We start from the raw sequence: 24340 nt of genomic DNA on the forward strand, positions 1-24340 counted from the left end.
AATTGGGGACAAATGCTCCTCCAGCTCTCCGTCTTTTTCCCTGAACGGATCAGTCAGCACCTGCGTTAACTTTTGCTTCAACAGAGTTTACACAAAATTGTTGACAGACCCATCTTCTCGGCTGAGGTGTTTGGCACCGCTGTCGTTTATCTTGAATAGAAACAACACTTAAGGGGAGCCACCAAACGTCAAAGTTTGGTGGCTCCCCTCTATTTCCAAATATATTGACAGGCTACGTATCCATAATGTAAAATTCACCCAAAATTTTAAGGAGTGAATTTACATGTGTGATTGCCCTAACTGTTATCCAGATTATCTTACAACCATTGAAACAGAAGAAAGTAGGCCTTGGACTGAAGGAGAAAAGAAATTTTTTGCGAGTTACCTTGATAAACTAGCACCTGATCAACGGGTTCGCGATGAACTCTTCAAATTTTTTAATATGTAAATCAAAAAGGAGCCTATCACATGGGCTCCTTCATCTCCACCAAATATGTTCTATATTCTCTGCCTTTAAAGCTTCTATCCACTCCGAACTAGCTATATGGACCATCCTTGCTCCCCCCACATGACCACCCCGCCACTGAATAATGCTCTTCAAATCGAAAAGAAAACCCTGTTTATGGCTGGATGCCCAAACAGAATTCTCGTAAGGCCGACTCCCCTCCAATACCTCCTCCAAAGTTGAAGCAATAACCAACGGCGCAACGGCATTTCCCTTGAAAAAGGCTGCACGCTCTCTTTGAACTCCTTCGCTAAAACTATCATCGTCCGTCGGGACTTCAGGGTTAAATAAATCTGCAATGCGGCTGGGTCGGTTAGTTCCTTTCTTACCCTGCTTCACCACAAACATAATGACATGTTGATCTATCTTGCACAGCTTCGAGTTTAAATGAGCAAATATACGTAGCTTGCTCACCTTCTCAATCAGCGTGACATAATTCTGCCTGGATGTATCCATTTCGATATTGATTCCTAGACTTTCACTGCCGATTCGTATTTGCAGGAACCCATCCGGCCAATACACCGGCTCTTTATATGATACATCCCTGTTCCCGATTACTGTACTCTTCGTCGTTGGATATAGCATTTTGGTGACAATCGGGCCATACGCTTTCTCCACTCCTCCTTCTTTTGGACAAGCCTCTATCATTCTACATAACACATCAGACACGTAGGCATCATGTTTAGGCGAATATTTCGGCCTATAATTCTCCATACTACCCGCTTCAGGCAGCCTATACGTCCCTTTTCGCTGCTCAAACACTCGATCCCCCAACCCATTCTCAAAAGCAAATATTCGCTCTAGTAACCTTATCGCTTTCGGCAAGATATGCCAGTAAACCCGCCCGCTGGCTAAACGTACATCTGCAACCCATCCAAACTCTTTAAAGGCTTGCATATATCGGCTTACTGTCTGTGGATTTTTAATACTTAGGCCTAATAAGCCCGCTATTTGCCGACACGTTAGTCCATCAAATGTATACAACAACAAAAGAAACTTACTGTAAGCTTTTCTGTAGTCACAACCTATTGCGGGAAGCTTGTCGTTATTAGGCTTCTGTTTATGTGCCCGTTGAATAGAAGACTTGGTCATTATCCTTTCCATATTCAGCAATCCCCCTCTGGGTGAATTCCTCGTTAGCTTGCATGTTTGGTATAATGGATGTTCCCTAAATCGCTTCTTATATGCAGTCACCCGTATCACTTTACATATTTGTTTAGAGACCGAACGATTAACTTCACTTACATCAGGGATGGTTCCATTGTGAGCTCATTTCTATTTAGAGGTTGGAGATGCTTTTATGCTCTTTGCTTTCATGTGGGACAAACTCTACCTCATTATATTTCCCCTTGGGCATCACCACAATGAATATTCCTCAGTCTCTTTCCATCCGTTGAAAAAGCACAGTAGCATGCAACATCATGCTGTTAACCTGCTATTCTTTTGTACATGCCATCCCTATAGAAACGCCTGCCCATAATTGTGTGAGTATATTATCAGATGATAAAATGGAAATAAAATACATACAGGAGTTGTTGTAAATGGGAGCTTTAAACGGTCATATTCGATTTCGCAAGCAAAATCAGAAGTGGGAATTCTCTATTCCTCTTGGAAAGAAGCCTGATGGAACGAAGCAACGTTATACCAGGGGTGGCTTTACGACGCGCGAAGAAGCAGAGGCCGCCTATGTTCAAGGCCACTTTGATCGAGGTCATGGTTTACTGGTCCCCAGCTCGACACAGACCGTAGGAAGCTTCTTTATAGCCTGGCTGCTTCAAAAAGAAGCAAATATCAGTGTTAGCTCTTATAAGGCTTATAACTCCTACTTTCAAAATTATATCCAACCGCAATTGGGCAATATCCCTCTTTCTAAACTGACTGTCCTCCACGTGAAATGGATGTACAGGCAGATGAGAAAGGAAATGAAACTCTCGCCTCAAACTATTCGCTACACCCATAGGCTGCTGATACAAGGTCTGAGGTTCGCTGTACGCAAAAAGCTATTAACAGAAAATCCAGCCGAGCATGCTGAACTTCCACGCCTTCGCAAAACCGCGATCCGCTGCTGGACAGTAGAAGAGCTTAGCCAGTTCCTAATAGCAGCTAGAGACTCCCGCTTTTACTCCACATTCCTTCTAACCGCTTGCTCGGGAATGCGGTTGGGAGAAGTTCTTGCCCTTCAATGGAGGGACATTGACTTTGTACAAGGTACTGTAACCATTTCTAAATCCATAACAAAAGCTATGAAAGGATATGAAGTTGGCAAACCAAAAACGGATTCCAGCAACCGGTGTATAGCTTTGCCACCAGCGGTGATGGAGGCACTCAGCAGCAGAAGAATGTTGCAAATAGATGGAGAGACTCGACTATTTAATGAACAGATGGAATTTATTGCTCATACGAGGCAAGGAAACTTTGTAAACCCTCGAAGTCTTTACAAGGAATTTCGACGCATTATATATAAAGAGCAAATAACACGGGTATGTTTCCACAGCATTCGGCATGTCCATGCGACGCTACTAATGGCAAATGGAATAGGAATAAAAGCCATCTCGCAAAGGCTTGGGCACTCGACAAGCAGCATGACACTAAACGTTTATGCTCACGTACTACCACGAATGGAGGAGGGAATTGTTGATACGCTCGATCAAATGCTATCTCCTAGCCACTTGACCCAACGTTAGGTGGTTGTTTATTACTCGGAGTTCCTAAAAATTGAATACAAAATGATCGCTTTTCTCTACGACGCTCAGCATATGATATAGAGAAAAGCGATCAGGACTCTAGTTTCATTGGGTACCGCAAGAACAATAAGCTTTGAAACTGCTAGTGGCCAAAGGTGGTGAAACTGAAAGTACATTCCCAACTGTGACACGGAACGGTATTTCCCTTGTGGTTAACTTCGGCGGGTTGCAGTGACTAGGCACGCCTTGAGGCCACGAGAAATAGCTTTTTGTGTGACGGAAGCATGGTATGTTATCGTCAGTTTTGTAGATGGGCAGGCACAACACGCTGGGGTGACAAGAACAAATCAAACGTAACATGCCCCTTATAACCCAAAAAATGCAACCTCGGATAACAAATTCTAGCAGATACCTAGCTGCCTCTGGAAATTTCTTTGCTCCCGTGATTGGCGAGCCGGCATCTACCCTTCAAGGAGTTATAGTTCAATAGAATCACCAGCGGTTTAGATTACTTTGACCGTTTGGGATTGAAAATTAATAAGACAACCAATGAAACCAAGAAAAATATGCCCACAAAAGCGCCCCAATAAATCGGAGCATTATTTGCAGGTAAATTGGAATATCTAATTACTATTCGATGAATGATACCTGCTACAATAAATAATAAACAGTTCACAAATGAAAATCCTAAAGCCCTTATCATAAGTTATATCCTCCTAGAAATATTTTGTTTGTGAAAGACCTATAAATTAATAATTCTGCTCGAATTCTCAGCAATCTCTCTATCATGAGTTACGCATATAATAGTTTTGCCTTCTTCCTGTAACTCATGAAATAGGGAGAGGATAATTTTTTTGTTATGTTCATCTAGATTCCCTGTAGGTTCATCCGCAAAAATAATGTCACATGGTTTGATAATAATTCTTGCAATGGCTAATCGCTGTTGCTCCCCGCCGCTTAATTGGTATACTTTTTTCTTTAAATAACTCTCATCTAACTTAACACGACTTAGAGCATGCCTTAATTCATCTTGACTCAATTTGAGACGAAACTTAGTAGAAAGAAGAAGGTTTTCTTCCACAGTTTTATTTTCCATGAGCACATAATTTTGAAATATATATCCAAAGTGATACCTTCTTAATTTTTCGATGTCTTTTGGTTTCGGGTTTGAATAATCCAATATTCTAATATCTCCTTTATCCGGGACATCTAACAAACCAATTAAATTTAATAGTGTGGTTTTTCCTGATCCACTTTTCCCCATGACGGTAACAAATTCATTTTTCGAGATGGATACGGACAAATCCGATAATACCTTTTTCCCATCAAATGATTTGCTAACATTCTCTAGTTGAATCATATACCTTCTCCTTTAATAATTTTTGAAGTGTTTTTAGAATTGAAGAATTTAGTGAAGATATATATTAAACAAATCTCAATACATATAAGCACCAAAGCAGCAAAAATAATTACGATATCTTTGAAACACAATAAAGTAATAATGCCACTGAAAGTATAAACACACAACATAATTAGTATTAATGATTTATTCCGATCCCAGTATGAATATCCGAATAAATATTTCAAATTAAGTTCATAAATATTATTTTTATAGTAACTCCATATATAAATGACTAAGAATAACACTGACAATACAGTCATCATTAAAATCGAGACGAGCTGCTGAATAAAACTCTTCCACAAACTTGCTATAAGTTCACCTTGTTCTTGATAAACAGAAGCCACTGAATGTATATATTCCTGCGTATCAGACTGTTTTAGTAATGGAATAAGACTGTTATACGCTTCTCCCTGCGAACTATCCTCAAAAAACAAACTCGATGTTGCATTCGCAGTAATTGTAGAGGAATCGTAACTATTATTAATTATTATTGCTATTGGGTCTTTAATATAGTTGTTTTCTTGTAATGAACCTAATCTGCTGTTGTATGTAAAGAACAGTTGATTGCTTTTCGTGTAGATAATATTAATATCTAATTCGTCTTCTGAGGTTGTATTCAATGGTTTATCTATTGCCTTATTGTAAATATTAGGTATATCCACCTTTTGGAAATAAAAATACCCTTTATAATTAGAACGAATTAAGCCTTCGTACTTTTTAAATTGTTCAGGAACTAATATATTCAACACATTAGAATCAGGGTTGATTTGTTCGAGCACTTCCTTCCCATTAGCAGTTTCAATTGGATTGTACAATAAATAGTTTTCATTTATATCAATTCTCCTACCATATGGACCATAAATTTGCTCTTCTCCCTTGGTGTTTAGTTCATATGTAAAAATAGGACTCTTATCTGCGCGTGATTCATTGTTTAAAAATAGCATCGCATTAATTACAAAAGCATTCTTTTCCGTTTTCAATAATTGATAAAAATTATTAATTTTATCATTAACAATTTTCTCCTTAGTTAAGTCACCGTTTGTTTTGGGAAGATGAACTCTTATCTGATACATATTTTTTGTATGTTTCCAGTACGATATATTATCCAAATTCTGTTTCAGTGCCATTGTGCTGGAAAGTGACAAGTTAATAATGAATAGAAGTATTAAAACTGTACATAGTTTCATAATGATTGATGCCAGTTGATAGTTTTCAAAAGGTGGCTTACCTTTCAAAGCTACATTGCCAAAAAATGACCGATCAATAAATATGACTGAAAACAATACCATTCCCGAGATTAAGAATAATGAAAAAAAGGCGATAGCAATAAATGTAATCAAAATAGCAAACCAAAAGTGAGATTGATGATAAAGAAAAACGGCTGGAACTAGAAGCGCCCCAAGTCCAGAAATAATAAAGAAATACGTTTTGAGCATTTGATTTAACATAGAGAAATAAGATTGCATGAAAGAATAGCCCCATATTTTATTCAAATATATCTGTTTGCGGCCCTTATAAATTTGAAAAAAGATGTGGACAAAAAGAATCAATGTAGCGAATACCATCAAGTATAATAGTGTCTTATCAACAAACATAATAGGGCTCAGACTTACCTGTTGGAACTTCACATCCGCAAAATGTGAAAAGGCTACGGAAGCGTTCTTTGCTATACTAGGATTTATTGATGACACATAAAAGGTACTACCCACTCCAACATTACTGACTTGATCAAAATTATAATAACGTACCTTCCACATGGATATTGGAAAAGAAACATGTCCGATTTGTTTATCGTTTATTACATTATTATTTGCTATAAATTGATCTGACTTAGGCCAAGAACCACTTTCTAAGTGTACATTTGGATCCTTTTCTATATTTGAAGAGTATATATTTAGTGTATGCTCATCAAGAAAATTATACTGCGATATATTTACGCCTTCCTTCACCGAAAAATCCTTTAAAAGCCTAATAAAATCAAGTTCATTGTTTTGATTTGTGTCTTTAAAGTTTATTTCCATAACAAAATGATCTTTCGTTAACAGGTTCGTTGCTTGTTGGTTTAAAGTGAAACTGAAGCCAAATAAGGTTAACGCCAGAACATAAATGGAGAGAAAAACATAATTTACTTTCATACAGCAGACTCCTTCAAGAAAAATAGATTTGCCAAAAATATTTTTGGCAAATCTATTTATTTCAATTTATTGAATGGCCCAGTTGACTGTATTTCCCCAGGCAGTATCAACGCAAATCGCTTGAGCCAGATACCCTGGTTGAATCCATCCGGATGAAATACTGCCATTATAGTTTCCAGCAGCTGCACTATGAACTAGAGACTTATGTGAATACTCTGAGAAATGTTTTGGGGCATCATCATAAAAACCATGAGCCCAAAAACCTCCACCGACATTCTCAGTCACTAGAGAGAATAACTGAAACCCGCCATTTCCTTTTTGCCCATCAATATTTAAAAACCCCGATGTAGGACCTTCGTCAACTACTTCTGCGAATGCAGCTACTGGGAGAATAAGTAGTGCCCCAACTGTTAGCGCAATCAATTTCTTCTTCATTAATAACACTCTTCCAAATAATATGTTAACACTCAATTATGATAGCTGGCCAGCTGATCATCGAACTTGACATATGCCACCCAACTGTGATTTAGCGCCAACAGCTCTACCATTTGTAGAATAAAACTGCTAGACTATCGGATCCAATACCAGCTCACTGCCAAAGGCCAGCTGGTATTTTGGTCTAATTTACCCCACAGAAAAAAATGGTATATTATAAGAAATATTTACCAAGTCGACTTTCAAAGTATATCAACTATATTTTTCCTTGTAAATAGGTTATTTGTCTCATTGTTTTTTCAATAAATACATTCTTAATAATCTTATATTCTCTTTTAACCTTAAATATGGATGTTAAAATGTCTTGTAGATCATGGTTTTAGGCATCGCCTGTCCATAGCCCATAAAATGGATTAATTCGCAAGCAAGAATGCACTGACTTCTTTATTTAGTAAATGGCTTTCGATGATCTTTACAAAAACATTCACGGAGCAGATTCAAGCTAAAGCAAAAGACAAATATGTAAAGAAACCGATATCCCTCCTTGTTCGTTGAACATTAAGAGTGTTTAGTTTTGAATCCATTGTGTGTGAAGCAAGTAAAACTAATTTGATAGGGAGAGGTGGATAAAATAGGCTTACCAGATCCGCGAGGCCGCAGGATTCGCTGCTTTACAAGGAATTATCCACTTAGAAGCTCCGTGAAAGATCTATTTATAGACCTCCTATTACGCTGTATAGAGGTAAAATTCGTTGTTGCAAAACTCAGCACTTTTTGAATACCAAACACAATCACAACTTATGCTGCAAATTATCTAATATCACATTGAGTGGTTTCTAATTGTTTAGAATTCCAGTGAATCAACAGATAAACATGGGCCCTTTTCTCAAAAGCGATTAAGATATACTTTAGAGAAAAGGGCTCAGAACTATATTTTTATCATGCGTTTTGTTTATCCAGCCACAAGCATGGATCTGAGAGCTTCGAGCATTACTAAACGATATGCTCGGATATTTATACGGATAGCGCAACTGTTGAAAAACAAAACTTTTTAAGCTACATTATTAACGATATATCCACGCGGCCATGGGCCATGGTGGGGCTATCGGTTACAGAAATTGTGGGATATGTGACATAACTTCTTAGCTCGTCCGAGCCACAGGACGGTACCTCCCTTGGACTTTAGCAATTTCATGGTGGTTTAGTAGCCATGGAAACCTAAAAAACGAGGAAAGTATCCCTTCGTGGCTCGGAGAAGCCTATCCATTTGGAACCACCGAGCCCGACAAATCACAAGGACCGAACGCATAATAGTTTGTCACCTTGTAACCTTGCAGTGACGATGTGGAGTGACGCCTTCATGAATCTGTACAAGGGGGACCACTTGTGTTTGTAACTTTGTCACCTCTGCGTTGAACCTATAATGACTTTTTCCCTCATTTGAACCCACGGTCTCCCAGTTGATAAGCAAACTTCCTTAAATATATATTATTAAAAAAGAAGTGACAAAGTGACGGACGTTTTCGCACACCGTGGACTACGGGTCTTACCTTGTCACCTCTGTTGAGTGACAACAAGTGACAGAGGTGACAATTTAAACTTTGCATGCAACTAGAACAATGAGGGCAACCAATTAGTCACCCTCATTTCATGGCCAACGCCTTAGTCAAAGCTTGTCTGAACAAGCCCTACAGGTATCTTAGTTAACAACCTCGGTATCTTCATCCGTTGTTCCTACCTCAGTAGGCAAACTGATCAAATCATTGACGGAATTTTCAAACCCACGTGGGTCCCGCCAGCGATCTGCTGGAAAAACTCCTTCAGATTGCGTATCTAGTTCTGTTGACTGAATAACAATGCATTTGCAATTATTATTGTTGACCCTAGCCGATTTACTCGTCTCGACACTTGTCATTTTCTTTAATTCGTTAAGCAGAATCTTTTTGGAGAAACTTTTATTTTGATCTTTTGAATACCGTTCATACTGTGCCAACACTGGTCCCTGTACAAAACGAACCTCTCCTTCGACATAGTCATAAAGGTCACGAAGTGGGCTAGTGGTGTGGAAGTCTTGCAGATATTCCAAAAACTCTATTTCCATAGATACTTGTTGGTTATTTTTGCGTGATTCAAATAATGCATGAACAATTTGTTGCATTTCGTCTTCTTTAAGAGATTCCACGTTTAAATGCCGCTGCAAGTCTTGAATCATAAATAATCCCACAGTAACTGCCGTAACAACTGTTATTTCACGTGATTCATACTGTTTTTCGCTAGGCCCACTGGCACCATTACGATCCATCATAACAAGCTTCATGGATTGCTCTAGCCATTTCTCCCATTCCCCTTGCTTATTTATAAGGAATGGTAAGTATCCTTCAATAAATAGACGATTATCTGAAGCTTTAAGCAGTGTCTCAGCGATTTCACGGGCACATGAACCCTTATCCGCATCTGTAAAGAGAATTTGTATCATCCGATCTTGTACAGCATCATTATTACATTGATAGTTACCTTGCATGACAAATGGCGCTTGTAATCTATATGAATTATTAAACCCAAGATTCCCACGCTTATACACCGAACGATCATACAACAGTTTTAACAAATCAATGATCTTATTATTATTGGGATTTGTCTCCGAATACTCTTTGCTGATGATAGGAAACGCATTAGTTGAAGCTACAGCTTGATAAATGGGTTGCGGGCTTGAAGCCATTGAGACATCTTCGTTTGCTATATTTCCAAAGAAACTCGCTACTAAGTCTAAGATTGTTGTCTTCCCACTACCTTTGGCACCATATAACATCAACATTGGAAGGTTGATTCGTTTTTTGTGCAACCATGGACTAATTAAAGAAGATAAAAACCAAGCAAGAATCATCATTGATTTATAATGTTTCGTTGCTCTTGGTACAATATCCAACATTTTGCGTGCCGAATCATGCCAAGATGCATCGGAAAGCACATTTCTCACATGGACTTTACTTTCCAAGTGCAGTTCTCCTTGCACAATGGATAGATCATTCACTGTTTTGTTGAGGTTATTGGGAAGAATATACGTATGCCCTACACTTCCATTGTTCGCAATGTAGTAGTACAGTTCAGAATCTTTGTCTTGATACATACCTGTATAATCCTCAAGGAAGATCTGTCGAACAGATTCGCTAGCCACATATTGCATCATAGATTCAAACTCATTAAAACCGCATCTTACAAATGATGCTTTCGGTGAACGCGACTTTATAAGTTTGGTCAATTTAAGTTTATCTGCTTGTGAATCGGCATCAATAATTATATTACGTGCTATAGTCACCCCTTCTACCTGTAAATCAGCTATTAATAAGGTAAGGTCTTTGCGATGTGAACTATATGCTTCACGAACATTCTCAAACACAAAGTTAGTGAATTGCTTGGAGTACACGCTGCCACTAGGGTTAACAGTAAGAATAGAGTACCCTCCTGATTCACGCTGAATTTCATGTCGAGTTTTTTTAGCTTGTACTTCTCCATGTTCACGGGCTATTTGCTTAATCATGATTTTTCGTTCAGACTTGTTAATCACGCCAATCGCAATCATTTGTTCTACAATCATTTCTATATAATCTTTTTTCAATGAACGATCCTCGATCTCCGTTAGCACCTCTGCCAAGTGACCTTCCAGAGAAATTAGCATTTCCATATCTTCCTTTGTCTTAGCCTCATTTACCAGTCTCCGAAATTCACTTGGATTCATGCCCGTGGCTAAAACATTTCTAGCCGAATATTTTCGCAATTCATTATAGTGCTGATTATCAAACTGTTCTTTATCAAATGTAGGCAATAGTTTTAGCGCCTTTTCTACAAACTGCTCCATGATTTCTTCCTGTTCAATGATAGATAAGGAGTTGTCGCTTACAAGGTTTTGAATAAAATTCGTCTGCTGATCATCTAAAGTTTCAACTTCCAAGTTTACAATTTGTTTTTGGTAAAATTCCATATGTGTATTCTTCCCCTCATTCATTTGATTAGGTGCAAACTATCTTGATAACAGCTACGTCCTGTGATAAAATCGACCCATAAAATTAATAAGAGAGCCGCCGAGGGCGTTGCCGCGCCGCTCGGGGCGTACGGATAAAACAGCTACTTTAACTTTTAAATGGATCATTGAGCTTAAGCCTTATAAATTGCTCGATGGCTACCTCACCTCCTTCAAGGACAGTACGAACACTAAAAGGGGCTATTTCCCAGTCCAACTGAATAATAAGCGCCAAATCCATTCCTGTACGTTCATGAATGATCTCTAAAGCAAATGACTCCTTAATTATGCTATTCCAGAATATAAAGGTTCGGAATTCCTGCGTCTCAGTGTTTTGATCGTTATATACATTAAAATTTGCTCGATTAAGCTTTTCGTTAACTACATTCATTTCTTCGATAGTTCTGGATGAAATAATAGTCCACCTCACATGACCATTGTAACTTTTACGGATTTTAACTGTAGTTCCACCCAGCAAATGATAGAGCAGCACATGATGATCTATCTCTTTAATACCAATTGATTTGCCATTACTCCAAATCCGTTGAGCCCACCACTTCCCCTCTCCGTTCATCATCTGGTACTCTGTATTTACAAGGACCATTTGCTTGTAATAAGAGAATATCTTCCCTTCTTTCATCCGCTTTATAATGTTTACCGTGTTTGAATCAATTGGCTGTAACTCTGGATCTTCAAGTGCTGGTAGGCCAAATCTTGCAATAAATCTGTGATGACAGGTTCCTGCTGAATAGCTTGGGCATTCCCATCCGCTCTCGTCCATAATTTTCGAGCAGCTCATTGGCCTGGGCATCCCACGCCTGAGATCATCCATCTTTGTATGAAACATCCGTTCAGTTTCTTCTTGGTCATATACCTTATTTGGATCATTATCTATTATTCTGCGGTCATACCCTCTGCTTACCTCATGGGCGAGCTCATCCGCTATTGAACCGTACAATGCTATATTGCTGATAATCCCCATCCATGCAAAGTTATTAAATAGATTAGGATCAGCTTTAAAAATATCACATTGCTGCATGCGTTCAAATTGATTCGGTAACCGCGTTAACTCATCCCATAATCTTGCTTTCTCTTCTATCGTATTACCAACCGTCTCAGATCTACCTTTTATGTCACGGCTAATATTTGAATTAAATCTCTGAATACATTCAGCAATTAGGGGATGGTTCAAGCATATTAGCTCCACGTCCCTGATTCGTTCCCAAGCGCTCTCATTTGACAATGGCAAAAAAGTCTCAGGATCAAGAATTGCAGTGCATCCTTCTTTAAGTCGGCTTCCACACATGGGGATACCAGCGATTTGCGGTAAGGCTCCTCCTTGTACAGCAGCCTTTTTAGGTATTAAATCGATAGCGGTAACAGGTTTGACTTTACTAATCACTTCCTGCATGAGCTGGCTCAAAGCTCCACTGTGTACTTTATCCTTCAAAAAATACCAAATATGAATCCCCTTCCCACCCCGACTACGCTCCATTAAAAATGGCAGATTCATTTCTTGGACAATGGCTGTGCAATCCTTGTAAAGCTGTTCTTGGGATTTGCCACCTTTATCATCAAGATCTATTAGGAAAAATTTTGAAAGCCCCTCCGAGTCTGCAGAACTTGTTCCAAACTGATATCCTGAGCCCAAATGACGAATTAGAGGATTATTGTATTCTGTCATTTCTTTATATTTTCCAGTATCTAAGTGTTTAGCATACAACCACTTTAGTTCTTTACCTGATTTACTCTTATTCCCATTGTGATGTTCAGCATATATATCGGTGCGATTGACAAATCGTTCACAAAGAAGCTTTAATTGCCCCTCTATTTCCATATATTCACCCACTCACCATATTCTTTATTACAAAAATAGTAATATTTTGTCACATTTAATCGTATAACGCATAATTTCATTGAGTCAATATATTCAATTCAATATTTTCTTATAAATTATCAACTAAAATATAGTTTTTTGCTTTGTTGTCCACTCGCCAAGAGAGTATTCAAATATTCCGAATGAGCAGCCCTCAGTCAGTCTTTTATACTGTGGCTTGATTTCAGCTGACAGCTCACGTTTTCAACCTTAAGATAGCAAAGTCATTTTCTTTATCATGGACAACATGAGAATGGCACTTCAAAACAATATCAGAAAATCTAAGCATAATCTCGGCTCTTTGCTTGTTGATTTCTACTACAGCTGTTATAATTTCTTTAGATACGTTTACAGTTACTAATTCAACCATATTACCTGAGATTTGAACCACCATGTATTCTTTTCCCACTGTAACACCCCTTATTGGTTAGTCGGTTTGGCTATTTAGACATTGATTATATCCGCTGGTAGCGGAGCTTGAAAAGCCCCTTTACGGAGGCCCCTCGCGGCGGCTTGCAAAGCGTGTCGGGTAAAACTGTAAATTTATAACTGTAATCTTTGGGATAAATTTGAACAAGATTTTCATAGTGTATCTGATCCCTTCTTACGATTTTTTGCATACATCAATATACCCGCTAACGAGGTATCTAGGCCATAGCTGCACGGGGCACGGTGGCTGCGGCGTTTAGACGACAAGCGATTTATTTAGATAAAGGCAAACACAAAAATAGCCGATGCCTTCCCGATTATCAGGAAGGCATCGGCTATTTTGTTTATGCAAAGATACCTCAAAATGAATTTTCTTGAGAAAAAGCAACCTACAATCGTTCTAATCATGTCTGTACTCAAGCATTGTTAGTTGGCATTATTTCTTCTGCTCCCTCATATGAATATCATCCTTACTTCCACGCTCTACTATTGACAACATCTCATCTAGCTGTTTGGCCGCATCCTCTTGCAGCGCGGGAAAAAGGTGTGAATACCTGTCTAGCGTGATAAGAATGCTGGAGTGACCTAACCGCTCACTAACCACCTTTGGATGAATTCCAGATTTTAGAAAAATGCTAGCATGACTATGGCGCAAGTCATGGAATCTAATCCTATTTAACCCTGATTTTAGAATTAATTCACGCCAACATGCCTCCAAAAAACTTGGATTAATAGGCATACCATTCTTTGTTTGAGCAACCAAACCAAAGTCTTTATATTCCTTCCCTGCCAGCTCGGCTTTCTTCCTATCTTCCTCAAGCATTTCCTTTTGCCTCATCAAAGCATTAACCGTCATTTGAGAAAGAACAATTGTTCTAATCCCTGATGCCGTCTTAGGCTCCTGAAAGATATATCCCCTATCTCCTTGCGTATATGATCGCCGGACGATAAGCTTACGCTTCTCCAGATCAATGTCCTCCCACTTCAAACCGAGAACCTCGCCGCGACGCATGCCAGTTGTAGAGGCCAAGATAAAAATAATGTGATAACGAATGCCCTTTGTAAACGTTAGAAATTGACCCAATTCTTCCTCGTCCCATACTTTCGTTTCGGCTTTTGGTATCTTCGGTGGTTTCACCAGCTTAACAACGTTCTTCGTTATCGCCTCCCACTGAACCGCCGTCTCCATTGCATCGTGAAGCACCTTATGGAGATGGGTAATGGTTTGAGCCGATAGCTTGTGATCTCCATTTAGCAACTGATCATACATTTCAACAAGGTGCTGTGGAGCTAAGCTAGTCATTTTGTGGTGACCCAGACGTGGAATGATGTGAAAGTTCACTAACCAGCGGTAAGTTTTGTATGTCCCTGGTCGGATGCTCATTTTCTTCTGTGCCAGCCATGAAGCCATGTAAGTCGCTACGTCATCCTTTGTAGGCTCAATATACGTATTCGTGTTAAGCTCATGCAGGACTTTGGCAAGTGCCTTCTCAGCTTCTGCCTTTGAACCAAAACCGGATTTACTTTTCTGACGCCTGCGTCCTGTTTCCGGATGACGACCGAATTCAACGACGTAACACCAGCTATATCCTCTTTTACTTACACATCCCCGCATATTAACAGTCCTCCATTACCTCATTTTGGCCGCAAAAAAAGCGCCTGATCGTCCAATGAAGAACGATCAAACGCTTTTAGTACTAGCTCAATAATTTCAAAACAATTAAAACATTTGCTACTCCAGTCTGTCAATTATTCAACACCAAAACACGAACAGATACGAACCATTTGTGAATTTTACATGAATTACTACATATATTAGGTCATTTTCCAGACGCCGAACGTATACCCGCATCGCAAAGCGGGAAGGCCGCGTCACAAAAGCATTACCATATACAAGAGAGTTAACATTGAGTATTATACTGATTATACAGACAGTACTTCATACGGGAGGAGGAGAAAACATGCCATTAACAGAAGCCCAGATAGTGCTAGTTGAATTTGCGAATCGAGGTTATAAGGTAAAGCAAGGGAATATAATATCTAAAAAAGGCACTGTTCGTAAACTTCGTGCAAACAAAAGAGGCTATTTATACGTTATTTTTCCATACAAGATTAACGAAAAATTAAAGAAAAAACGGATATATGTTCATCGTCTTGCTGCTTACTTGAAGTTTGGGAAAAAGAAACTCTTTGAACCTGGAACTGTTGTACGCCATCTTGACGATGTAAAAGAAAATAATTCTTGGTATAATATCGACATAGGCACTCACGCTCAAAATATGCAGGATGCCATACGTAACGGAAGAATATGAACTACTTAGTCCATGGACTTGTAACGCAAACCAAGTTTGGCTGCCCAGTAAGTCCATACTATTTTGAATCTCGCTGGCGTGATATGCTTCAGAAGTCAGGACTTCCAAAGCTCCGATTTCACGACCTTCGCCACACGCACGCCAGCTTATTGATATTAAAGGGAATTAACCCAAAAATAGTAAGCGATCGTTTAGGGCATTCAAGTGTGGGCATCACTTTGGATCGGTACAGCCATACGTATGGTGTGGATTATTTGGCAGCAACTGAAATGAATGTGATTTTGGGACAATAATTAAACTGCAAGTACTAGGTCTCCCACTTTCCCAAGGGCAGCCCAGCGTGCGCTTGCAGTTTGATGTTCATTTACCTAAGTTTGAAGTAGTTGGAACTTTAATAGCCCACAAGGGAAAATCCATCCTTGTGGGCTAGTTTGATAATATTTCACTTCTGAGGACCAGGGACCGTCTGATCCAATACAAAATGTGTGCTTACAAAGTAAAATAACCGAAGTCTTCAATTTGTGTATCGTTTATTTAATTTAATAATCCTATAGCTTTTGCATAATTAAACAACTTAGTCAAAGTGTAATTAGCAATTTCCGCCTGAGAAGTTTTTTTCCTCCACATAACTTCTAATCTGACAGGTATATCATCAGTTTCACATAAAATGTCTGTTCTTCTTTTTAAACCCTCACCAAAGTTAGATTCGAGTTCATATGTTTTAATTAGTTCACAATCAACTAATGCGTCAGCTATTGCATTATTTAGTAACATATCATTACTCTTCGCTATCTCTGAGAGCTTTTCAAAAGACGCAATGGTATTTGGGCCTACTTTAGCCCCCTTTTTTCCCATTCCGATTTTCTCATCACTCATCGCTTTTCCAAGCTGTGACTTTAGCAAGTATTCTTGTCCCTTATTAGACTTATTAATCTCAAAACTATTCCCTACCAATTTTTCTTTCAAATCTTCATTATAGTAATCTCTAACAATAGATGTTGTAGCTAATGTGGAAATATTTATAATCCTACATTCAAAATACGAAGATAAATTACCAATATACTCTGAGTAATTCTTTATTTCTTCTACAATATTTGCTTCAGTCGCAACCATTAATCTCTCAATATCTGCAAACGCATTACTTCCCGTAGTCAAGGCTGAAACATCTTTCACCGAATCATTACCGGATATAACCACAATCCACAATTTACACTTTTCTTTTCCAATTAATTTTTTTATAAATTTAGTATTCTCTCTAGATTTTTTCCTTATCTTAGATAAGTATTTCCCAATCGTATCATCATCTTCTATCATTTCCGCTGCGTATTCTTCTGTGATGCCAAGGTTTAATAAACTTATCCCTTCATTAAGAGCACTAACTGTATTTCTGGCTATTTTTAAAAATTTATCACTTTTTGGTCCTTTAAATAGCATATAACTTTCATCTAATCCCAGCAAAGATTCAGCGCCAATATCATTGGCAATTTCAATTAATTTTTCTCTCATTTCCTTCTTATTGCATAACCAAACTACCAAAGTATTATTGCCTTTCTCACTTCTAATAAAATTATTAATTCTATGTAAACTTTTCTCGATTTCTTCATTTGAGGAGTCTTTAATTGCTTCTCTTCCCTCGATGACTATTATTCTAAAATCCTTACTAGTTAATTTCATATTTGATAAACTGTTATCAATATCTTCGTCATTCCCTATCGAAAATACTTCTATGTTTTTTAAAAATAAGGGCAAGGTGTGCAGGAATGTTGTTTTTCCTGACCCTGATTTTCCATGCAATATTAAAAAAGCTCCCTGTCCAGATGCGCACATATCACTATATATCTGTTCAATCTCTTCAATTGCATCTTTCACTTCTATAATAAAATGACTAAATTTCTCTTTGCTTTTAGCATTACTTAAAGCTTCGTATCTTGATGGGATTAGTAAGTCTTGCAATAGTATCACTCTTTTCTTTTAATATTTTGACTGTTGTTGGAGAATTCTGCTCAGCATAACATTCTTGTAATTCATGAACGTGAGCATCTTAGACCTGCTTATGTGGTTAGTCAGCCATACTAATTTAGATTTCTAGTAGTTGCACTTATTCAAAATTGCTAGGAAGAACCACGGACGCAACCTATAAAAAGAAAATTGTAAAATATACAAACCTATACCAATAATACTCCAACCATTCCAAATTAAATATAGCATACCATTTGGCCTATGCACATAACAATAAAGCCCTTCAGAGATACATTTGTTGATTCCCCGTTGATTGGGTTATTGCGTCGATGGGGTTGTTGATTTTTGATGATATAGTCACAAGCAACACTAGAAGGAAGCCACTTCCACGAGGAGGGGGCTGATCGGCCTTTTTTATGTGCGTACAGCGGAGAGGACGTACGTGTGCGAGGGGCTGTACGATATATGAGGGATCATACAAACAAGCATTCGGTGCGAGGGTTCCTGAAAGTACTTTCAGAGAACAAGCGTTGACTCCGTGTTGACTTAGAGCATAAAAAATACATCACCCCGAGCATTCAGCCCTCATGGCGATGTATTCAAGATACACATACTATAAATGTCTCTCAGCTTTTATTCTTCCCCCGTTGCCACCGGATTCCCGCTATCCGAGCTCCAATCGCTCCAACTCCCTGCATACAACCTTACCTTTTTGAAGCCGGCTTCCTGCAGCACGATGACATTTGGCGTTGCGATCCCGATCGGCCGCTGACACGTGCAGAAGCCGTTACAACTATTAACGTTATCCTGAAGCGAAGCGGGGAGAGCTGGAGCCAGTCCTCCTGGAGCGATGTTTCAGCTAAGCACTGGGCGTTTCATGCGATTGAAGAAGCATCTGTAACACATGATTACACAAGCAGGCTTGAAGCCGCCGCTGCGGATAAACAATAATAGCCTTACAACTCAAACAATCCCATTTCTCTTAAAGAGATTCGGGATTGTTTGGTTTTACAGGTCTATTCATGCCGTCGTACTTGCCTATACTTATTTATAGCTCGTTCTGATTCAAGGCAAAAAACAGCTGCTTAGTGCAATGTATTCCACAACCGGAGAAGAGCAACAGCAGCTTCGGCTCTTGTCGTTAACCCATCCGGTATGAATCGATCGCCAGCCCGTCCTGCTAGAATTCCATGCTCGCGGGTAGCTTCAACGTAAGGCTTACCCCAGGCCGGAATACTTCCCTCATCCGAGAAAGATGGACTTTTTGTACTTTCAGTCTCCCATTTCATGGCCTTGGAGATCATGGCAGCCATTTCAGTTCGGCTTACCTTCTGCAACGGTCGTAACGTGCCGTCGGGATATCCCGTGAGAATCCCCTCCGCTATAGCTGTCTGGATTTCCAATCTCGCCCACTTAGGGATACTAGCTTCGTCGCTGAAAGGTACAGCACTCGTCTCGGTAGTTTGGAGAGAGTTCCCGAGGGTTCGCTGAAGCATGATGGCAAACTCCGCTCGCGTGATGTAGCGATTGGGATCAAAGGCAGTCTCGTTAACGCCTTCCACGATTGCACGACTTGCAGCTTCGCAAATACTGGATTTTGCCCAGTGATTTTCCAAATCCCTAAACGTACATGCCGAAGTAGGCGGAACGGTATTGTCATTCTTAGCTACACGAGTAATTGTTAGGGTATACTGTTTGGTCCTCCCGTCCTCAGCCAGAACCGTAATTTCCAGTACGTTGGTGCCCATCAGCAACGGTACGTTCGTCGTTCCATTATCGATGCGTTCGCCGAGCCGCTTAACAATCGCTTTAGTATGAGCAGTAGTCCATTTCACTTCTATTTGATCAGCGTCGGTCTCTGCTTTATACTCCGTAATCTGGGGTGAGAATAATGGCGATAATGTCAATGCCTTGCCGGAGGCAGACAGAGTTAACTTCGCTAAATCTGTCTGATTTGCATTATTTTCCGATGGAGCTGTTGGCGTTAGTACTGGTGATATTGGTGCTGCCCCCACTGTAACCATAGAGGATTGACCCGTGACCTCTACGCCGTTAAGATAAACGGTCAACATATGATTTATAGCAGTTTGGGTGGCGTTAGCAGGCAACGAGATTGTTGCTTCTGCGCTCGTCGCACTGCTAACAACCGCAGCGGTCGCCATAGCTCCATCGACATATACATTTAACGTCTGCCCGATCAGGTTATTTCCTGTTATCGTGGCGGCCGTGTTGCCTCCAGTACTAGCCAAGCTAGTTGGATTGGCGGAAATACCTGAAATTAAGGGTACAGCAACCGTAAAGCTTACGCTTGCTGCGTCAAGTGTATTGTGATAACCATTCTTCACCACATCCCCAGCAACAAGCACCTCGTAATCGCCATCCAATAGTGTACCATTAAAGCTTAACGTATACGTTCGGGAAGGCTCGTCATAGCTTGGTGTATAACCTGAGAACGCATGTCCATCCTTCTTCATGCTGATTAATGGCAAAGCATTAGCAGTACTCAGTTCTGCTCCGCCTGCGATCCAATACACAGCTTCACTCACGGAAACCGAAACTGCTGCAGGCGGCACAATGAACGGCTGACCGTCTGTGACGCTGCCGAATGCCACGGCCGGCTTGGTCGTATCATACATTAAGCTCAATGTATTCGATGCTGTATTGGGATTCCCTACTTCATCTATTATGGACCCTGCCTGAACCGTCACCGTCACGGCCTGTCCGCTAGTCGTTGGGGTGACGGTAGCCGTATATTTCACAGAAGTCACGGAAACGAAGTCCGATAGAGATCCATTGTCAATAACCAGGTCATCTTCTGTAAAACCATTGATATTTTCGCTAAAATCAATAGTTACCGGAAAAATAGCATTTACCGTACTGCCAGCCGAAGTGGAAACCGTTGCCGTAGGCGCCGTGTTATCCAGTACAAAGGGATTGGAAACCGCATCGACGACATTACCGACATTATCACTCGCTCGAACGTGCAAGTACCAGTTGCCGTCACCGCTTGTTTGACTTAGCGTATCTCCATTGTTGAAGGTATTCCATCCGCCAGAGGGAACAGCCGTGCTCTGCGTCCAGATATACTGCAGGGTAGCGGGATCGACACCGCTTTCCGTATCGCTCACCATGACCGCGCTTGCTGCGGATTGTGCCGCAGCAATATGACCATTAGCAGCGAACTGCACACTTGGCTTCGTCTCATCGATCGCTAACGTAACCATGTACGTTTTACTATGCTTCAGATACGGCTCGACGCGAACAGGGATATCAACGCTAGTCGGTGCTCCTGGTATGTTGATCGTTACAGCGCTGCCGCTCGTAAACCGTTCATTATTGACGTACAAGTCAGCTAGGGGCGTATTGTTAAGCATTGCTGTGAGATTTATGCTACTCGGCAAAGTATCCTTAAAGTACGCCGTATAGGTTGTATCTGAAGATTGATAGGGCTCGTTGAAGTCTCCCTCTTGCAGTGTTAATGCACTCAGATTGTCATTGCCCGGTATGGTCGTTTGACCATTATCATTCCGTCCCCAGCCTACTACAGTACCATCCGCTTTCAACGCGAGCGAATGATGAGCTCCGGCAGCAATCGATACTACTCCGCTTAGCCCTGCTGGCACGGCTGTTTGACTCAAAGTATTATCTCCCCAGCCGACGAGAGTCCCGTCTGATTTGAGAGCAAGTGAATGGGCTTCCCCGCTGGAGATTTCCACCACGCCGGTCAGTCCCGCAGGCACGCTAATCTGGTTTAAAGTGTTGCTTCCCCAACCCACTACGGTGCCATCTGCTTTTGTTGCTAGCGAAAAGCTTTCTCCCGCGGCTAGCGCGACCACCCCTGTCAATCCAACCGGTATGCTCAGTTGACCATCTGTGTTATTTCCCCATCCCGCTACGGTGCCATCCGATTTCAATGCGAGCGAAAAATCTCCTCCAGCGGCGAGCGCCACCACATTCGACAGTCCACTCGGAATGGTTGTTTGGCCAAAATTGTTGTCCCCCCAACCGACGACGGTACCGTCCGATTTTAACGCGAGTGAATGGTTATTTCCCGCAGAAATCGACTTCACACCGGTTAACCCTCCCGGTACAGATGCTTGACCAAGGTCGTTGGCTCCCCATGCGACGACAGTACCATCAGATTGGAGCGCGAGCGCATGGGAATATCCTAAAGTAATTGATACCACATTCGAGAGTCCAGCAGGTACGTTATTTTGACCGGTACTATCATTTCCCCATCCCACTACGGTACCATTCGATATCAAAGCGAGCGAATTGCTATTACCTCCGGCAATCCGGTTGCCTTTAACAGGTAGAGAAAGAGCCGCCGGAACTGTCGTTTTACCATAATTGTTACTTCCCCATGCCACGACAGTGCCGTCTGATTTTAAAGCGAGTGAAAAGTTTTCTCCCGCGGCGACGGACACCACATCGCTTAATCCCGGCGGAACGGTACTTTGCCCGTAGTTGTTTCTTCCCCACGCAACGACGGTACCATCGGCTTTCAGTACCAGTGAATGATACAATCCGGTAGCAACCGCTACCACATTCGAGAGGCCCGACGGAATGGTAGTTGCACCATCATTATTCACCCCCCATGCAACAACGGAGCCATCCGATTTCAGCGCAAGCGAATGATAGGATATAACTCCTGTAGCGATCGACACCACATCGGTGAGCCCTGTCGGAACAGTTGTTTGGCCTTCGTGTGCTTTTCCCCATGCAACCACAGTACCATTAGATTTTAATGCCATTGCATGGTAAGCTCCGCTAGCAATCGACACCACATCGGTGAGCCCTGTCGGAACATTCGTTACACCCATATAGTTTTCTCCCCATGCAACGACGGTGCCGTCCGTCTTCAGTGCAAGTGAATAAGCGACTCCTGCTGTGATCGACTTTACTCCGGTAAGTCCAGCTGGCACGGATACTTGACCCTCAAGGTTTCTCCCCCATCCGACGACGGTGCCGTCCGCTTTCAGCGCAAGCGAATGATAAAACCCTGCGGTAATTGACACCACATCGGACAGTCCTGCCGGTATATTCAATTGACCCTGACTGTTATCTCCCCAACCGACGACGGTGCCGTCTGCTTTTAAAGCGAGTGCATGCTCTCCTCCAGCTGAGATTTGTACAAACTTCTGGCTTCCACCCTCTATTTGTGCCGCATTCGCTGATTGATTACCTAATGGTACGATTATGCTGAACAACATGACGAAAACTACAGCGAGGTGAATGCTTTTCCATCTCTTATACGATAACAATGTGTACCCACTCCTTAAGTATTCTCCCAAAGTTCTTTAAGTGCGATGATAACATACTGCTGTGAAAGAATAATGAAAGAAATGAACTACAGAATACAATTGAAGTCAATCCATTGCACAGTAGTATTTAGATTTTTTTAATAGTTACACTTTCTAATTGATAATCTCATGCCTTACAGAAATGTAACGCTTCAGCTTTTTCTATATCCCATATATCCACACTGCGCTCGTAAAACTGCAACCCATCGCCACCATTAGAGTAATCAAAGTTATCAATACTACTTAAAATGGTACGTAATTCTGTTAGTAATCCGGCTTTTGTTGTAATCGCAACAGATTCACAAGTATTTAGTTTAAATGGCGCTTGCCCGCTAGAAAGAAATGTCTGTGCTTGATGCAATAACGAGTCAATATAATAGAATGTGTCAGCTATTGAAGCAAGCTTCTTCGCATCAGCATGATTCCCATTGCAGCTTTTTTTCAACGCTTGAGCGGTAGTCTGCGTAACTTCTAAATGCGTAAACAACTGATTCCAATCGATGAAAGCAAATTGTTTATTTTCTTCTTGAGCATCTATTAGTGTTTTCATATTTTGAATAGAATCTATGAAAGAACTCGACATCGTTTCTTTCAAATAAACCTGCATATGATTCTGACTCCGAGTAGCTTCAAACCATCTGTATCCGCAATAGGTGGATAAAATAAGCAGAATGATTATCACAATAATAAACCATTTGCGATGAATACGTTCTATATCCATAATACGTTAACCTCTAATTATCATGAAACAGAACAGCGCAAAAGCATATAACGCCTTAATGACGTTTTAAGCATATGTAAGAGTAATCTATATCTATATTCGGATGACATTGGATAAATCCGTTTACGGTATAAGAAGCACACCATTTGGAGCTTCACGAACGTATTTTCAAAGAGTAATCGTTGACTTCCAGCACAAAAAAATACATCTCCAAAGGCACTCGGCCCACATGGCAATGTATTCAAGATGCGCTTACTATATTACCGCTTAACTCTTCTCCTCGTCGCCCGTTGCCACCGGATTGCTAGAGTCGCTATTCCAATCACTCCAACTCCCCGCATAAAGCTTCACATTTTTAAATCCTGCCTCCTGCAGCGCAAAAAAGTTAGGCGTAGCGGTAACCCCAGATCCGCAATACACAATGATCTCATCGTCCTTCGAAAGCCCCGCAAAGCGCTCCGCCTGCTCCTCCGGCGATTTCCACACACCATCCACATGGCGGCTTTCCACCCAAAATGTTCACCGTGTCTACTTTTTTAGTCTAAAAACATATAATAGAAT

At 40.7% G+C, this 24340-nt stretch carries 15 protein-coding genes and 2 pseudogenes; 3 read left to right on the forward strand and 14 right to left on the reverse strand.

Annotation, left to right across the window (positions count from 1 at the left end):
• Positions 1-478 precede the first annotated feature (478 nt).
• On the reverse strand, positions 479-1609 hold the full coding sequence (locus tag AC50YG_RS30755) for a hypothetical protein (RefSeq protein ID WP_494832533.1): 1131 nt from the start codon (positions 1607-1609) through the stop codon (positions 479-481).
• 437 nt (positions 1610-2046) lie between these two features.
• On the opposite strand from AC50YG_RS30755, the gene AC50YG_RS30760 reads away from it, so the two are divergent.
• A complete protein-coding gene (locus tag AC50YG_RS30760) occupies positions 2047-3189 on the forward strand; it encodes a site-specific integrase (protein ID WP_494832535.1) in 1143 nt (380 codons plus the stop codon).
• Between the two features lie 508 nt (positions 3190-3697).
• On the opposite strand, the gene AC50YG_RS30765 is transcribed toward AC50YG_RS30760, so the two are convergent.
• From AC50YG_RS30765 to AC50YG_RS30800, 8 genes are all read right to left on the reverse strand, one after another.
• Positions 3698-3892 carry a bacteriocin-like WGxF protein gene (locus AC50YG_RS30765; RefSeq protein WP_494832537.1) on the reverse strand — a complete coding sequence of 65 codons (195 nt, stop codon included), beginning with the start codon at positions 3890-3892 and terminating at the stop codon, positions 3698-3700.
• A gap of 39 nt (positions 3893-3931) precedes the next feature.
• Positions 3932-4549: an ABC transporter ATP-binding protein gene (locus tag AC50YG_RS30770; RefSeq protein WP_494832539.1), complete on the reverse strand. Its 618-nt coding sequence runs from the start codon at positions 4547-4549 to the stop codon at positions 3932-3934.
• Positions 4546-6726 carry a DUF1430 domain-containing protein gene (locus AC50YG_RS30775; RefSeq protein ID WP_494832541.1) on the reverse strand — a complete coding sequence of 727 codons (2181 nt, stop codon included), beginning with the start codon at positions 6724-6726 and terminating at the stop codon, positions 4546-4548. Before AC50YG_RS30775 ends, AC50YG_RS30770 begins: the two co-directional genes overlap by 4 nt.
• A 66-nt stretch (positions 6727-6792) precedes the next feature.
• Positions 6793-7161, reverse strand: a complete 369-nt coding sequence (locus AC50YG_RS30780; protein WP_494832543.1) for a lactococcin 972 family bacteriocin — start codon at positions 7159-7161, stop codon at positions 6793-6795.
• 1699 nt (positions 7162-8860) lie between these two features.
• Positions 8861-11140 carry a hypothetical protein gene (locus tag AC50YG_RS30785; protein ID WP_494832545.1) on the reverse strand — a complete coding sequence of 760 codons (2280 nt, stop codon included), beginning with the start codon at positions 11138-11140 and terminating at the stop codon, positions 8861-8863.
• A gap of 148 nt (positions 11141-11288) precedes the next feature.
• A complete protein-coding gene (locus AC50YG_RS30790; RefSeq protein ID WP_494832547.1) occupies positions 11289-13016 on the reverse strand; it encodes a TOTE conflict system archaeo-eukaryotic primase domain-containing protein in 1728 nt (575 codons plus the stop codon).
• 235 nt (positions 13017-13251) lie between these two features.
• Positions 13252-13464, reverse strand: a complete 213-nt coding sequence (locus AC50YG_RS30795) for a hypothetical protein (RefSeq protein ID WP_494832549.1) — start codon at positions 13462-13464, stop codon at positions 13252-13254.
• A 456-nt stretch (positions 13465-13920) separates the two neighbouring features.
• Complete coding sequence (locus AC50YG_RS30800) at positions 13921-15099, reverse strand: site-specific integrase (RefSeq protein ID WP_494832551.1); 1179 nt, start codon at positions 15097-15099, stop codon at positions 13921-13923.
• A gap of 346 nt (positions 15100-15445) precedes the next feature.
• Here AC50YG_RS30800 and AC50YG_RS30805 point away from each other — a divergent pair, with 346 nt between their 5' ends.
• Together AC50YG_RS30805 and AC50YG_RS30810 are read left to right on the forward strand one after the other, a co-directional pair.
• Entirely contained in the window at positions 15446-15796 is a 351-nt protein-coding gene (locus AC50YG_RS30805; RefSeq protein WP_494832553.1) for an HNH endonuclease, read from the forward strand.
• Positions 15793-16089 carry a site-specific integrase gene (locus tag AC50YG_RS30810; protein WP_494832555.1) on the forward strand — a complete coding sequence of 99 codons (297 nt, stop codon included), beginning with the start codon at positions 15793-15795 and terminating at the stop codon, positions 16087-16089. The genes AC50YG_RS30805 and AC50YG_RS30810 overlap by 4 nt, the downstream gene beginning before the upstream one ends.
• Positions 16090-16330: 241 nt before the next feature.
• Here AC50YG_RS30810 and AC50YG_RS30815 read toward each other — a convergent pair whose 3' ends face one another.
• The 5 genes and pseudogenes from AC50YG_RS30815 to AC50YG_RS30835 form a co-directional block, all read right to left on the reverse strand.
• Positions 16331-17749 (reverse strand): hypothetical protein, encoded by a 1419-nt coding sequence (locus AC50YG_RS30815; RefSeq protein WP_494832557.1) that lies wholly within the window; start codon positions 17747-17749, stop codon positions 16331-16333.
• A gap of 639 nt (positions 17750-18388) precedes the next feature.
• A pseudogene (locus AC50YG_RS30820) lies at positions 18389-18508 on the reverse strand (sulfurtransferase); the annotation flags it as partial.
• 332 nt (positions 18509-18840) lie between these two features.
• Complete coding sequence (locus AC50YG_RS30825; protein ID WP_494832559.1) at positions 18841-23019, reverse strand: S-layer homology domain-containing protein; 4179 nt, start codon at positions 23017-23019, stop codon at positions 18841-18843.
• 166 nt (positions 23020-23185) lie between these two features.
• Positions 23186-23779: a hypothetical protein gene (locus AC50YG_RS30830; protein ID WP_494832561.1), complete on the reverse strand. Its 594-nt coding sequence runs from the start codon at positions 23777-23779 to the stop codon at positions 23186-23188.
• A gap of 267 nt (positions 23780-24046) precedes the next feature.
• Positions 24047-24268 (reverse strand): annotated as a pseudogene (locus AC50YG_RS30835) (sulfurtransferase); the annotation flags it as partial.
• Between the last annotated feature and the right edge of the window lie 72 nt (positions 24269-24340).

This window comes from Paenibacillus sp. J31R34 (assembly GCF_059383715.1).